At 68.9% G+C, this 14,024-nt stretch carries 14 protein-coding genes and 1 pseudogene; 2 read left to right on the forward strand and 13 right to left on the reverse strand.

Annotation, left to right across the window (positions count from 1 at the left end; translation table 11 throughout):
• Positions 1 to 12 precede the first annotated feature (12 nt).
• From ACIRL2_RS40100 to ACIRL2_RS40125, 6 genes are read right to left on the reverse strand one after another with little or no spacing between them, the layout of a single operon-like run.
• Positions 13 to 555 carry a 3-phenylpropionate/cinnamic acid dioxygenase subunit beta gene (locus ACIRL2_RS40100; RefSeq protein WP_395872877.1) on the reverse strand — a complete coding sequence of 181 codons (543 nt, stop codon included), beginning with the start codon at positions 553 to 555 and terminating at the stop codon, positions 13 to 15.
• Complete coding sequence (locus ACIRL2_RS40105) at positions 552 to 1,889, reverse strand: SRPBCC family protein (RefSeq protein ID WP_395872876.1); 1,338 nt, start codon at positions 1,887 to 1,889, stop codon at positions 552 to 554. The genes ACIRL2_RS40100 and ACIRL2_RS40105 overlap by 4 nt, the downstream gene beginning before the upstream one ends.
• Complete coding sequence (locus ACIRL2_RS40110) at positions 1,886 to 2,281, reverse strand: non-heme iron oxygenase ferredoxin subunit (protein ID WP_395872875.1); 396 nt, start codon at positions 2,279 to 2,281, stop codon at positions 1,886 to 1,888. Before ACIRL2_RS40110 ends, ACIRL2_RS40105 begins: the two co-directional genes overlap by 4 nt.
• 1 nt (position 2,282) lies before the next feature.
• On the reverse strand, positions 2,283 to 3,140 hold the full coding sequence (locus ACIRL2_RS40115; RefSeq protein ID WP_402239043.1) for a hypothetical protein: 858 nt from the start codon (positions 3,138 to 3,140) through the stop codon (positions 2,283 to 2,285).
• A complete protein-coding gene (locus ACIRL2_RS40120; RefSeq protein WP_402239044.1) occupies positions 3,128 to 3,460 on the reverse strand; it encodes a hypothetical protein in 333 nt (110 codons plus the stop codon). The genes ACIRL2_RS40115 and ACIRL2_RS40120 overlap by 13 nt, the downstream gene beginning before the upstream one ends.
• Entirely contained in the window at positions 3,457 to 4,296 is an 840-nt protein-coding gene (locus tag ACIRL2_RS40125; RefSeq protein ID WP_395872872.1) for an alpha/beta fold hydrolase, read from the reverse strand. The genes ACIRL2_RS40120 and ACIRL2_RS40125 overlap by 4 nt, the downstream gene beginning before the upstream one ends.
• Before the next feature lie 180 nt (positions 4,297 to 4,476).
• Between ACIRL2_RS40125 and ACIRL2_RS40130 the strand changes: the two genes are divergently transcribed.
• Both ACIRL2_RS40130 and ACIRL2_RS40135 read left to right on the forward strand, forming a co-directional pair.
• Positions 4,477 to 6,057, forward strand: coding sequence for a class I adenylate-forming enzyme family protein (locus tag ACIRL2_RS40130; protein ID WP_402239046.1), 1,581 nt, complete (start codon positions 4,477 to 4,479; stop codon positions 6,055 to 6,057).
• Positions 6,044 to 6,835, forward strand: a complete 792-nt coding sequence (locus ACIRL2_RS40135; RefSeq protein ID WP_402239047.1) for a 2-keto-4-pentenoate hydratase — start codon at positions 6,044 to 6,046, stop codon at positions 6,833 to 6,835. Before ACIRL2_RS40130 ends, ACIRL2_RS40135 begins: the two co-directional genes overlap by 14 nt.
• A gap of 178 nt (positions 6,836 to 7,013) precedes the next feature.
• On the opposite strand, the gene ACIRL2_RS40140 is transcribed toward ACIRL2_RS40135, so the two are convergent.
• The 7 genes and pseudogenes from ACIRL2_RS40140 to ACIRL2_RS40170 form a co-directional block, all read right to left on the reverse strand.
• Positions 7,014 to 8,273, reverse strand: coding sequence for an ABC transporter substrate-binding protein (locus ACIRL2_RS40140; RefSeq protein WP_402239048.1), 1,260 nt, complete (start codon positions 8,271 to 8,273; stop codon positions 7,014 to 7,016).
• 100 nt (positions 8,274 to 8,373) lie between these two features.
• A complete protein-coding gene (locus ACIRL2_RS40145; protein ID WP_395872868.1) occupies positions 8,374 to 9,510 on the reverse strand; it encodes a branched-chain amino acid ABC transporter permease in 1,137 nt (378 codons plus the stop codon).
• Positions 9,503 to 10,387 carry a branched-chain amino acid ABC transporter permease gene (locus ACIRL2_RS40150; RefSeq protein ID WP_395872867.1) on the reverse strand — a complete coding sequence of 295 codons (885 nt, stop codon included), beginning with the start codon at positions 10,385 to 10,387 and terminating at the stop codon, positions 9,503 to 9,505. The genes ACIRL2_RS40145 and ACIRL2_RS40150 overlap by 8 nt, the downstream gene beginning before the upstream one ends.
• On the reverse strand, positions 10,384 to 11,202 hold the full coding sequence (locus tag ACIRL2_RS40155; protein ID WP_402239049.1) for an ABC transporter ATP-binding protein: 819 nt from the start codon (positions 11,200 to 11,202) through the stop codon (positions 10,384 to 10,386). Before ACIRL2_RS40155 ends, ACIRL2_RS40150 begins: the two co-directional genes overlap by 4 nt.
• Positions 11,199 to 11,978, reverse strand: a complete 780-nt coding sequence (locus ACIRL2_RS40160; RefSeq protein WP_395872865.1) for an ABC transporter ATP-binding protein — start codon at positions 11,976 to 11,978, stop codon at positions 11,199 to 11,201. The genes ACIRL2_RS40155 and ACIRL2_RS40160 overlap by 4 nt, the downstream gene beginning before the upstream one ends.
• A gap of 216 nt (positions 11,979 to 12,194) precedes the next feature.
• Positions 12,195 to 12,821: pseudogene (locus tag ACIRL2_RS40165) on the reverse strand (GTP-binding protein).
• Between the two features lie 314 nt (positions 12,822 to 13,135).
• The gene (locus ACIRL2_RS40170) at positions 13,136 to 13,960 is read right to left on the reverse strand and encodes an aminotransferase class IV family protein (RefSeq protein ID WP_402239051.1); all 825 of its coding nucleotides are present in this window, start codon (positions 13,958 to 13,960) and stop codon (positions 13,136 to 13,138) included.
• Between the last annotated feature and the right edge of the window lie 64 nt (positions 13,961 to 14,024).

Here is a 14,024-nt window from a genome sequence, read left to right on the forward strand (position 1 = left end):
ACTCCGCTCGGGTCAGAAGAAGGTGTTGATGTTCTTCGCGGGCAGCGTCGCGTGGGCCAACACCACCCGCCGCCGCGCAACGCGAAGTGCGCCGTCGACGCGCCGGAGTCGGTCCTCACGGCGCCCGTAGAGCGTGGTCTCGTCACGGGACCATTGGCTGCGGTGGTTCACGAACACCGAACGCACGACCAGCTCGTCCGGGGTCGTTCCCGGGTCGACCTGGATGTTGGTGACGATGTGCAGGTGCCGGGTGGGAGGGTTCTCCGCCCACGCCGTCGGCGATCCGAAGCGGGCGACGCGCAGGGCGAGGTCGGCCTTGGTGTCGTCGAAGTAGGACATGCGCGCGGCGGCGTACGGGCCTTCGGCGTCGGTGCGGTTGCGGTTCTCCACGCCCGGGACCCAGTAGTGCGCGTCCTCGGTGAACAGGTCGAGCCATTCCGGATATCGCTCCTCGTCGAGAAGCAGCGCCTCGTGCGCGAGGAAGGCATGGACCTCCAGGATGGTGGCCGTACTCACGGTCGAGGGGGTGTCGACATCGTCGTGCGTGGCGCTCATCGCCCGTCTCCGATCGTCTCGTCGAGTTCCGCCCAGCTCTCGGCGCGCAGGAGCTGGGACCATCGGCGGTACAGGGCACGCTGATTCGCGTCGTTGACCTGCCCCTTGTACACCGCGCCCGGCAGCTCCGGGTGGTCGATGCGGCTGTCGAGCCCGAGCCCGTAGTAGAGGGGTTGCCGCCGGGTGACGACCCCGGCATTGGAACGTGTGGACAACTCCCAGTTCTCGCCGTCGTCCATCTCGAAGACGCCGGCGGGCGAGAAGGTGAGCATGGCGCCCTTGCGCCACGCGTCCTTGACCTCGGGGGGAGCGTTGCGGTTGACGAGCACCCAGGTATGGAGTTCGGTCTGCCCCGGTCCCTTGGGGATCCAGGTGCGGAACGTGTTCTGCCCGGGCAGGAAGGAGAAGTTCGGGAACACGTTCACCGAGCTGATCGAGCCGATCATCCGAGCGCGCAGCGGCCCGAGCCGATCGCGAAAGCTCGCCGCCTGCTCGTTCAGGTACGCGAGGACGCGCGGATCGTGCAGCGTGGCGGCGTTGCCGAGGCGGTCGAGGTTGAACTCCCAGCAGTGCCCGTTCACATTGACCTGGTAGCTCTCGGCGTCCGGGTGGCCGAGTTCCGGCACGGGGCGGTCGATGGTGACCTGGGCACCGGAGGCGTGCGTCCACCCCGCGTGCAGGGCGTCGCCCGCGAAGTTCTCCGCCGCGACCTTCCAGTTGCAGTCCAGGACGGACTTGATCGAGCCCGGCAGGAACTCCGTACCGCCCTCGTCGTTGTCGAGCATGACGTCCAGGTAGTACGTGAACTCGCCGAGGTAGGAGGCCAACGGCGGAGCCGACGGATCCAGGGTCGCGAAGATCAGCCCCTTGTACGTCTCGGTCCTGGCATGGGTCAGCCCCAGCCGTGAGCGGTCGAATCCCGGGGTCCGCTCGAACGCCTGGGCCTCGTGCATGCCCACCAGGGCGCCGTCGAGGCCGAAGGACCATCCGTGGTAGTTGCAGACGAAGCCGCGCGCGGTGCCCGCGTCGGCCGTACACACACGGTTCCCGCGGTGCGGGCAGCTGTTCAGGTAGGTGTTCACGCGGTTGTCGCGGCCGCGTACCACCAGGACGTTGTCCTCACCCATCCACGTGGTGACGAACGATCCGGGGCCGGGCAGTTGGGACTCGTGGGCCACGAACAGCCAGCATCGGGCGAAGATGCGTTCGAGCTCCAGGCGGTAGATCTGCGGGTCCCAGAACACCCTGCGGTCCAGCAGGCCCTGCTCCAGGTCGGTGAGCTCGAGGAAGTCGTCGACGGATGCCTCGGTCGGTGTGCCGGCAGGGGTGTTCACGATGTGCCTCCGTTGCCGCTCGTCCACTCGCCGTCGCGGGGCGGTACGTAGGCCACGACCACGCCGTCCTCCACCGCGACCGGATAGGTGGCCACGGGTTCGGTCGCCGGAAAACACAGGGCGCGGCCGGTCGGGACGTCGAACTCGGCCCAGTGCACGGGACAGACGACGCGGGTGCCTTCCAGGTCGCCCTCGGTCAGCGAGGCGAGCGAGTGCGTGCACGTGTCGGCGGTGACATGGAAAGTGCCCGCGATGTTGTACACAGCGAACGGGGCATGCTCGGCGACGACGACGCGCACCATCTCCCCGGGCGCGAGATCCCCGGCGGGGAGCAGGACGACTCGGATGTGCTCGGCGATGGGTGTTTCGCCGCGGAATTCACGGATGGACATGTCAGCGGCCTCCTGTCCTGAACGATGGCGTCGACGTCTGCGGCGTCAGCGAGGCGAAACCGAGGCCGGTGATCCATTCGGGCACCGGCTCGTAGGCGATCACGTCGCCGCGGAGCGGGCCGACGGCGGACATCGCGGCGATGAAGGTGCGGATCTCCAAGGCGCCGTTGCCCGCTCGCCGCTCCACGTCCGAGTCGTCGAGCGCGCACAGCGCGTCGATGTCCCCGTCGCAGACGAGCCGAAGCACGTGCCGGTCGAAGTCCGCGTTGATCTCGCCCATCCGGTCGGTCCCGACCCAATGACTGATGCCGCCGCTGCCTATGACGACGACGCGCGCGTCCTGGTCATAGGCCTCCACGGCGGCCCGCAGGGCCGCGCCCGCCGCGGCCGCCCGATGCAGCGGGAGCAACGGATCCACGCCACAGGCCAGATAGACGGGAATCAGCGGGAGTCCCAGCGAACGCCCCACGAGGTGATACGGGATCACCACCGAATGGTCCGCGGTGATCGACGGTGCCACCGCCCAGTCCACGCCGTTGTCGTGGCCGTGGCCGGCGATGTGCCGCGCGAGCCTGCGGTCGTCCGGAAGTTGCGCACGCGACAGGCCGGGGAGACGCTCGACCGGGCCGTCGATGTCGCCGGTCGCGATCAGGAGCTGGGGCAGGCAGCCGGGACCGAAGAGTACGTAGTGGTCGGCCCCGAACACCACGAGTGTGGTCGGTCGAAGGCGTGCCACGTGACGTGCGATCTCCTCGTACGCCTGCAGAACCCGTGCGCGAACCGGGGCCGGCGGCGCGTCGGGGGCGGTGAACATCATCGGGTCGTGCGGCATCACGAAGCCGCCTACTACCGTTCCCATGGTCGGCCTTCCGCGCGTTCGGAGTCGTCTCGCAGTGTGTTGTCGCCTTCGTCGGCCGCGGGGTCCGGGCTCGGGCGGCGCAGTCGTTCGAGGTATTCCGCTGGTGGGAGTCCGGATACGAGCCAGAACCCCCACACGAGCATCGGGTTCACACCGGCGTCAAGCAGGACTCGCACGTCGCGCGTGCGCACCGCCTCGGCCTCGGCTTCGCTCAACCGGTGGCGGCCGAGGAACCCGACCGCGTCCGCGGCGAACGAGGAGCGCCCCGCACGGCTCGTCCCCAACTCGTGCAGCACCTTCTCGAGTCCCTCGCGGCTCATGACAACCGCCGACTCACGAAGTCGCGTACGAGGCCGACGAATGCCCTGGGCCGTTCCAACTGCACCCAGTGACCGCATCCGCCGAAGACGTGCAGCTCGGCGTCCGGTATCGCCTTGGCCGAGCGCAACGCCAGGTCCAGCGGGATCACCGCGTCCTCGCGCCCGTGCACGATCAACGTCGGCTTGTCGATGGTGCGCAGCCGCTCCTCCGGCACGCCCTTGACCGGGGTGTCCACCCCGGCGGGCTCCGGGATCAGGCTTCGAAACGCCTCCTGGGCCCCCGGGACGGCGCTGGCCTCGTAGCGCTCGCGCACCATCTCCTCGGTGACCAGTGATCGGTCGTACGGGAACAGGCGAAGGATCCGCTCCATCTCTTCCAGGCCGGGCTCGTAGTACCAACCCGACCGCAGCCCCTCGGTCATGGTGAACGTGCCGCTGGGCGTGCCGAGCAGGACGAGCCCGTCCACCCGCGACGAGTCGCGAAGCGCCGCCGCCAGTGCCAGTCCCCCGCCGAAGCTGTTGCCGACCAGGAGTGCCGACCCGATGCCCAAGTGGTCCAGGAGGCCGAAGAGTTGAGCGACCCAGAGCTTGATGTCGTAGACCGTTCCGGGCTGGTGGGTCGAGCCTCCGAAGCCCGCGATGTCCGGTGCGATCACCCGGTGGTCCTTGGCGAGTTCGGGCAGCGTCTCGGACCAGTTCGACCACGCCGACACCCCCGGCCCCGAGCCGTGCAGCAGGACCACGGGCTGCCCGTCTCCGGCTTCGTGGAAGAGCGTCCGGTGCTCGGCGGCGACGATGGTGCGGCTTTGCACGGCGCCGCGGGCTTGTCGATTCAAGACCTTCTCCTCGTTCGATTGATCAATCGATAGATTCAAGGTAGCACCGGCGCCGATGATGGCAAGAGGGCAGCTCATATCGACTACATGGGTGAATCATCACGATCACATCACCGATCTTGTCATTCGATTGGTCAATCGATAGACAATGGCGAAAGAGACCGCTCCGAGGAGGATGCGATGTCGCCCCATCAGCAACCGATGCCCATCGGCAAGGGCCGGCGCGACTGCCGCACGATGGTCGACGCCCTGCGCGACGCCGTCGCCGTCGCGCCCGAACGCGTCGCCCTGCGGCACGGCGACCGGACGTTGACCTATGGGCAGTACGGCCGCTGCGTCGCCGGGCTGGCCCGGCTCCTCGGCGGCTTCGACGTGTCCGGCACCCGCGTGGCCCTCGTCCTGCCCAACGGGCCGGAGATGGCCGTGTGCGTCTTCGCCGGGCTCGCCGCGCAGGCGCAGGTCACCTTCATCAATCCCGCGTATCCGGCCCCGGCGATGCGGCCGCTCCTCGACGACGCGGCGCCATCCGTCGTGATCACCACGGCGGAGGTGTCGGACACGGCGCGTGACCTCGCTGGGGAGTACGACATCCCGGTCCTGGAGTTCGGCACCGAAGGCCTCGCCCTGGACCTCTGGGCCGACGACACCACACTGTCGCTCGACGATCTCCGACGACCGTCGCCCGACCGACTCGCCACGCTCATGTACACGGGAGGCACGACCGGCATCCCCAAGGGGGTCGACCACACCCACGCGAACCTCCTGATGACGGTCCAGGCCATGGAAGCGTGCTGGCCGACCGATCCAGGCACCGAGACGTGGCTGACCGTGGCTCCGATGTTCCACATCTGGGGTCTACTGATGGGCGTCCTCAATCCCGTCTACGGTCGCGCCGAGGTGATCTCCTTCGCCCGCTTCGACCCGCCTGCGGTGGTCGAGTCGATGCACCGGTACGGCGTCAGCGTCTTCAGCGGAGGCCCCGCGGCGGTGTACGCGGGCCTGTTGTCCGCACCGCGACTGCGGACGGCCGATCTCTCGCGGCTGCGGGTCTGCCCCGGAGGTGGCTCGCCGTTCCCCCTCGAACTCCTGGCCCGGTGGCACCACGTCACGGGTGTGCCGGTGCGCGAGGCGTTCGGCATGACCGAACTGGCTCCCATCTCGTGCAACCCGTCGGCGTCGGAACCGCGGCCGGGATCGGTGGGCCTGCCCGCGCCGCTCGTGCAGATCCGGATCACCGACGCCCTGGATGCCGACGTGCCCGTCGGCGAGATCGGACAGGTGCTGGCCCGCGCGCCACACATGCTGCGCGGCTACCGGAACCGTCCCGAGGAGACGGCGCAGGCTCTGGCCGGGGGTTGGCTGCACACCGGCGACCTGGGGCGCTTCGACGAGGACGGCTACCTGCACATCGTCGACCGCATCAAGGACATGATCCTCGTCGGAGGCTTCAACGTGTATCCGCGCGAGATCGACGAGGTCCTGATGGCCCACCCGACCGTCGAGGAGTCCGTGACCATCGGCGTGGCGGACGAGCGCAAGGGCGAACGGCCCGTGACGTTTGTGGCGTTCGCCGAAGGCGCAGGTGAGGACATCGAAGAGTTGCATCGCCTGTGTCGGGACCAATTGCCGGCGTACAAGCGCCCGGCGGAGATCCTCGGGGTCGAGGCCATTCCGCACACGGCCGCGAACAAGGTGAATCGGCCACGTCTTCGCGAGATGTGGACGCAATCGCGGGCGGAGGGCCGTCATGAGACTGGCTGAACACGAAGTGCGGGCGCTGGCCGAGCAGTTGTGGTCGCGTGAAAAGGACGGCAGACCCGGTCCGCCGCTGATCCGCGCCTATCCCGGACTCGACGTCGACGACGCCTACCGCGTCCAACGCGAGGGCATCGCGCTGCGGCGCGGGGAGTCCGGCGCACTGGTCGTGGGCCACAAGATCGGCGCCACCAGCCTGGTCGTGCAGGATCTGTTCGGCGTGGAGACCCCCGACTTCGGGCACCTCACGGACGACATGGTCGTGGACGACAACGCGAGGATCGACACCACGCCGTTGATAGCGCCGCGGGTCGAGGCGGAGATCGCCTTCCTCCTCGGCGCGTCCCTGCGCGGGCCCAAGATCTCGGTGCGCGACGTACTCACCGCCACCCATGCCGTGGTGCCGGCCCTGGAGATCATCGACACCCGCATCACCGACTGGGACATCGCCTTCGTCGACACGGTCGCCGACAATGGAAGCGCGGCCAAGGTCGTCCTGGGCGAGCGTTTCGTCCGGCCCGATGCCCTGGATCTGCGCACGGTCGGTGTCTTTCTGGAGATCAACGGCGTGGTCCGCGAGACGGGCGCCGGCGCGGCGTCACTGGGTCACCCGGCACACGCCGTGGCCTGGCTCGCCCGAGCTCTGGCCCGCTATGACGAAGGCCTCGACAAGGGCCACATTATCCTGTCCGGCTCGCTGACCGGCGCACCCCCGGTGGCCCCGGGAGACCGGGTGACCGCCTGCTTCGACCGCCTGGGTCCCGTCCGGTGCTCGTTCGGCTGACGACCGACCGCCCACGCGCCGTCGACGCGGATCGTACGCGAGCCCAGCCGTCCGGCACTGCCAAGCAGTGCCGGACGGCTGCGCGTTGCCCCGAACACCCGGGCCGTCCCGCCCGCCCCGATCCATCCTCCGGCCACGCACGGCGCGGCGGTGAACTTCCACCGCGCCGCGCGGCACCTCAACCGGCGAAACCCGCAGCCGTCTCCGAGCTGAAGGGCTCCTTGACCACGACGAGACCGCCCGGGACCTTGGCGTCGACGCGCGAGATGTAGGAGTTCGTGGTCGGGAACCGGCCGGCGTCGCTGAGGTTCATGACCGGCATGACGCCCGTTTCGACGGCGGTGAGCGAACGCACCGCCTTCATCAGACCTTCACGCGTCAGGTCTCCGTTCTTGCAGGCGGCGTCCATGGCCTGGCCCAGCACGCCGGCGGCGGCGTAGCCATAGTTGACGAACGTCGTGGGCTTGCCGTCCGGGTAACTCTCTCCGTAGGTCCTGGCGATGTCCTGCGCTGCGATGCTCTTGCCCGCGAAGGGCTCGTACGAGGTGGTGACGTACAGGTTCGCGGCGAGCGTGGCGCCCACGGGAGTGCCCAGCAGCGCCGGATCGAAGCCGGGACCGTTCGCCAGGATGGGAACGTTCACCCCCGAACCGCCGGCCAGGCCCGCGATGGACGCCGTCTGGCGCGGACCCGCGCTCACCACGATCGCCTGCACCCCACCACCCGTTCGCAGTTCGTTGAACTGGGCGGTCAGATCGGTCGCGGTCGGGGCCACCTGGATCGGCTTGATCGTCAGACCGAGCTTGCCGGCCGCGTACTGCGCGCCGCGCAGCGCGTTCGAGCCGTACTCGCCCTCGAAGTACACGTGGCCGAGGGTGGCGCCCGGTTTGATCAGCTTCTGGTCGAGCAGGTATTGGATCCCGTTGATGGTGTCGCCCGGGTAGGAGGCCCCGACGATCACCAGGCTGTCCTTGTTCAACCATTCGGTCGAGAAGGTGGCGGGCAGGGTGATCGCCTTGGTGCTCGCCACCCGCGGTGCCAGTGCCGAGACCATCGGCGAACCCAGCAGCTGGACGAAGCCGAGGACCTTGGGTTCGAGCTCGGAGAACTGCGCCACCGAGGTCTGGACGTTGTAGGCGTGGTCGCGCATCTCCAGCTTCACCTGACGCCCGCAGATTCCACCGCCCGCGTTGCGTTGCTTGAAGTACAACTCGTTGCCCTGGACCATCGTTCTGCCGAGCGGTCCGAAGACGTTCGACAGGTCGCTGAGCGCGCCGACGGAAATGGTGGTGTCCGTGACCCCCGGACCGGTCTTCAGGGAACCGGAGGTGTCGGCGGAGGTGGCCTGCGGGCCGCGGGTGGAGCAGGCGGTGGCGAGGAGCACGAGCGTGCTCGCCACGAGGAGGCCGCGCAGGTGCGTGCGGGTACGGAAGAGCATGGGTTCCTGGCCTTTCGGGGGTATGCCGACCGGCGGCCGGCGAAATGCGGCCGCCGGGGCGGGAATGTGCGTGATGTGGCGACGCCCGGATGAACTGGTGTCACCTGCGATGGCCGCGCAGCCGCCTGCCGAGCGCGGCAAGGCCGCCGGGCTGCACGATGAGGACGAGCACGATCGCCGCGCCGAAGACGAAGCGGGAAAACATCGCCGCGTCCAAGCCGCCGGACCCCGCGGCCGCGAGGAACCCCAGCGATTCGCTGAAACGGTCGAGCAACAGCGGGAGACCGGTGACGAAGACCGCGCCGGCGACAGCGCCGCGGACCGACCCGAGACCTCCCAGGACCGCCATCGTGAGATAGGCGATCGACAGCTGAAGGGTGAAGTACTGCGGCACGACGAACTCGACCGCCAGGGCGGTGAGGACGCCGGCGGCCCCGGCGAACATCGACGAGTAGGCGAACACCGCTGCCTTGTAGCGACGCACCGGCACCCCCATCGACGCGGCGGCCGCGGGATTGTCGCGGATCAACTGGAGCGCGCGGCCGGGGCGGCCGCGGGCGACCCGGCTCGCGCACACCACGGCGACGACCAGTGCGGCCAGTGCCAGATACCACAACCTCTCCCGGCCGCCGTACTGCACGCCCAGGACCCAGAAGTGCGGTTCCGCACCGCTCAGTTCGAAGCCGGGCCCGGACAGGACGGGCACCTCGCGCCCGTTGTACCCACCGGTCACGGCCTTGGCGTTCATCAGGACGTGCTCACCGATGAAGACCAGCGCGAGTGAGGCAACTCCCAGGTACAGGCCTTTCAGACGTGCCGACACGGGACTGAAGAACAGGCCCGCCAGCCCGGCGGCGCCGATCGCGACGAGCGCCGCGACCACGGTGGGCAACCCCAGGCCGGACACGCCCGCGGCATCCGGGTCGCCGGCGAGGTAGGCGTACGTGTAGGCACCCACGGCGACGAAGAAGGAGTGGGACAGCGAGAGTTGGCCCGCCGTGCCCACCAGCAAAGTGAGACCGATCGCGCCGATGGCCGCGGCCATGCCCAGGATGCCGATGATCAGCCACGAACCGTCCAGGTACAGCGGTACGGCCGACAGCGGCAACAGCGTCAGCCACGGCGCGATCCGCCGGATCCGCGAATCGGCGGCGCGGGCATGCCCCGGTGCCTGCGGCACGACCGGAACGACGGGCTTCGCGGGAGTGTTCACGAGGTGGGTGCCGGTGTCAGACACGATTCATCTCCCTGGATCCCAGCAGTCCGGACGGGCGCCACAACAAAACGAGGAGCATGACGGCGTAAGGGGCGACGCTGCCGAAGCCGTCGCCGAGGAAGTGCAGCGCGGCCGAATTGCCGTCGACGAGCGTCTGGGTCACGCCGACCACCAGCCCGCCGATCACGGCGCCCTCGAACGAGTCCAAGCCGCCGATGATGATCGCCGGAACGGCGTTCAGGGCGATCACGCCCGACGCGTGGTCAAGGCCCGGATTGGGGAACCCGGCGAGGAACACCCCCGCGACACAGGCCAGGGCGCCGCCGATGGCCCAGGAGGCGACGGCGACCTTGCGCTGGTCGATGCCCATCAGTGCGGCGGTCTGCGGGTCGTTGGCCGAGGCGCGCATCCGGATGCCGAAATCCGTCTTGTGGAAGACGAGGAAGAACACGGTGATGACGACGATTCCGGCGACGGCCGCGGCGATCCGGGCCAGGGGAAGCACCGTGCCCAGGAATTCGACGCGGCGATCGCCCCACGGATCGTGCATGGTGAGGACCCGGGAACCGATGCGTCGGGTGAGCTCGGTGGCCAGCAGGATGTCCGCGCCGATCGTGAGGATCGTCAGGACGAGGTGATCGTGGGTCCGCACCATGCCCGCCAGTTGTTGGACCAGGACGGCGCAGCCGGCGGCCGCGGCGATGCCCAGACCGACCGCGGGCAGGAAGCCGACACGGGGCGAACACTGGGCGACGATGTAGGCGCCGACCAACAGGATCGACCCGTGGGCGAGGTTGATGACCTTGGTGCCCTTGTAGGTCGCCACGAATCCCAGCGCGATCAGGGCGTAGATCGAGCCCATCGACAGCCCGAGGAAGAACAGTTGCAGGAGTTTCATGGTGTCGTTCCCCAGGGGGTTCGCGGGGTGCCGCTCGCACTCCGATTCGATCGGCTGCTGCCGAGGTAGGCGGTGACGACCGCGTCCGATCGCCGGATTTGTGCCGGTGTCCCGTCGGCTATCCGGCGGCCGAAGTCCAAGACCGTGATGCGATCCGCGATGGCCATCACCAACGGCATGTCGTGCTCGACGAGCAGCACTGATATCCCCAGGGCGTCCCTCACGTCGAGCACCAGCCTGGCGATGTCCCATTTCTCGTGGGGCGGCATGCCCGCCGCCGGTTCGTCCAGGAGCAGGATCTCCGGCTCGCTGCACAGCGCCCGGGCGAGTTCGACCCGTTTGCGGTCACCGTACGCAAGTACTTCGGCCGGCATGCCGAGCTTGTCGCCCAGCCCGACGAACCCTGCGATCTCCACGACCCGTTCGCGGTGGGCGCGTTCCTCGCACCGGGCCCGCGGCAGGCCCAGCGACGTTGCGATGAATCCCGACCGCGTGAGCCGGTGCCGCGCGACCATGAGGTTGTCCAGGACCGTCTCGTGGCCGGAGAGGGCGATGTTCTGGAAGGCCCGCCCGACACCGCACCGCGCGATCTCGTGAGCCGGCAGTCGGGTCAGGTCGGTGTCCCCGAACAGGACCGATCCCGCGTCGGGACGATAGTGCCCGCTGATCACGTTGAAGCACGAGGACTTTCCCGCACCGTTGGGGCCGATCACCACGTGCACGGTGCCGGGCTCGACGGTGAGGCTCAGCTCGTCCAACGCCTTGATCCCGCCGAAGCTCAGCGAGATCCCCGCCAACCGCAGCGACGCGCTCATGACGACCACCGGGCCGGCGGCGTGCGGGCGGGACGGGTGCGGAGTTCCTCCGCCGAGCCCGAACCACCGAGGTAGAGCTGCTGGACGGCGTCGGTCGCGCGCAGGTGATCCGAAGTACCCGACAGCACCACGCGGCCCTGCTCCAGGACGTAGCCGCTGTCGGCGATCGCCAGCGCCATGGCGGCGTTCTGTTCGACGATGAGCACGCTGGTGCCGTTGTCCCGGATCGACGAGACGATCTCACCGATCTGCTCGACCGCCTTGGGCGCCAGGCCCAATGTCGGCTCGTCCAGCAGCAACAGGCGCGGCGCGCTCATCAGTCCCCGGGCGATGGCGAGCATTTGCTGCTCACCACCGGAGAGCAGCGCCGCCCGTTGGCGGCGGCGGTCGGACAGGACGCCGAACATCTCGTACGCCTCGTCGAGACGGTCCTGCGCACGCCCCTTGAGCGTGGCCGCGCCGGCCCGAAGGTTCTCCTCCACGGTGAGGTCGGCGAAGACGCGACGGCCCTCGGGTACGTGGGCGACACCGCGGCGGACCACGGCGGTGGGGCCGAGCCGCTGGATCTCGGCTTCCTCGAAGAGGATGCGGCCCTGCACCAGTCGTCCCGAGTCGAAACCCAGGACTCCGGAGACGGCCTTCATCAGAGTGGATTTTCCGGCTCCGTTGCCGCCGACAACCGCGGTGATCCGGCCCTGTTCGACCCGGATGTCGAGCGATCGGAGCGCCGGCGCGCTCTGCCCGTAGCGGACGCTGAGGCCCTGCACCTCAAGCATGATCACTGCCCTGCTTCCCGGCGACGAGTGGCTGTTGGGAACTGGGACATTAAGGTGAAGGCCGCCACGGGTAACCCGGCTGTTCCGCCCTGTGGCACGCGGCCTCGCGAGGCTGATCCGTACCGCCGGGCGCCCTTGCGGTGCGCCGGTGGGTCCGTGGGTGAGTGTCGACGAGAACGGCGGAATCTCGGCTGCGTACCACGGTTTCCCGCCTGGTCACCCCATCGGGTACGGTTGGCCCGTTCGTCTGCCGGCGATGATGTGCTCGACCAGCGTGACAACGGCGCGCTTGCCGAACTCGCGCGTGCGGGCGTCGCCCATCACCAACGGGACACGCGGGTCCAAGTCGAGCGCCTCGCCCACCTGCCGTGCGGTGAAGTCGCACACTCCGCCGAAGCAATTGACCGCGACCACGAACGGCGTGCCGCGGTTCTCGAAGTAGTCGACGGCGGGAGACGAATCCTCGAGTCTGCGGGTATCGGCCGGCACGACCGCGCCGAGTGCGCCGAGTGCGCCGAGTGCGCCGAGCGCCAACTCGTCCCACATGAACCGGAACCGGTCCTGGCCAGGAGCTCCGAAAAGGTAAGAGCACCAGCCCCCGCGCGAGCGTGATCCGACCGAAGTCCAGGGCGACGGTGGTCGTGGTCTTGCCCTCTACTCCGCTGAGGGTGTCCACACCATCGCTCGTGTATGTGATCGTCTCCTCGGTTCGGAGGGGGCGATGTCGCTGATGGCAGTGACCATGGTGATCTTCCCGGCGCCGAATCCGCCGGCGATCAGGATCTTGACCGCCACGGGTAGCCCATCGGCATCGAGATACGACTCAGCGTCTTCGAATTCCATCGAGCACGATAGTTGGTGCGATCGGCTGATGTCAGGCGACGTCGGGCTGGACGCCGACGCCCGTCGCGGGCATGCAACACGCCCCCCGAGCAGCTGCCTCCGGACGACACGGGCAGACCGTGATCTCGGCCACGTGGTGCTGCCTGGCCCGGACAGTCGGCCGGCCGCCCGGGTCAGGCATGTGGCTGCCCACCCGGAGGCCGGTCGGGCTGCGGCGGCCGGTTCGGCGCGAGCTGCACCGAACCCGAAGGGCCCTCACGCGATCGCGAGCAGCCCCAGGTGCCGCCGGACTGCAGCCGCAGGAATAGGAGGGCTCAGGGAGCGGTGAACGGCTCGGCGCTGAAGGCGCGATGCAACACGTCGAGGAAGGCGGGGGCCGCGGGTATCGCAACCGGACCGATGCGATGGACCGCCACGCCCGGCGTCCAGGAGTTCATGACCACCGCTCCGGACAACGACGGCAGATCATTGACCGTGATCTCCCGGTCGTACTGGGGGACTCCGAGTCGTCGCAGTTGCCGACGCAGGATGGCCATGGTGGTGCCGCCGAGCATGTCGGCCCTCGGCCACACCACTGCCGAGCCGTCCCAGAAGGCGAGATTCCAGATTGTGCCTTCGCTGAGCCGGCCCCTGCGGTCCAGGAACGCGGCGTCGTCGAAACCCTGCGCGACCGCTTCTCGAAGGTAATGCGTCTTGGCTACCTCCCCCACGTGTTTCACCGCAGGCAGTACGCGTTCGTACTCCACCGTCGCCAGGGACAGCGGGCCCGTGGGGCCGTTCGACGCCGCGGCGGTACGCACCAGCACCTCGGGCTTCACCTCGGGTCCGGCCACGGTGAACTCACCCGCCGGTGAGTACACCGTGGCCGTCATCGAAAGGTCGGAGGCGCCTGTCTTCAGCGCCGTGCGAAGGTAGGACCGCACCCGCTCTTCCGGAACGGTCTGGCCGAACAGCTTCAGCGAGGCGACGCGCAGGCGCTCCATGTGGAGGTCGAGGCCGCGAATGCGGTCCCCACGCACCTGCATGGCGGTGAAGTGGGCGAAGCCGGCAAAGGCAAGCGGCGTCAGATCCTTCGTACCGGCGGCGCGCCCGTTGCGCTGCGCCACGTACGGCGAGTGGTCGTCGCGGCCTTTGATCAAGGGAACGAGTGTCGCCCCACCGGTGGCAACTCCGGCGCCGATTACGGCGCGACGAGACAATGAC

Origin of the sequence: Embleya sp. NPDC127516 (assembly GCF_044765325.1) — a bacterium.
Classification (GTDB): Bacteria; Actinomycetota; Actinomycetes; order Streptomycetales; family Streptomycetaceae; genus Embleya.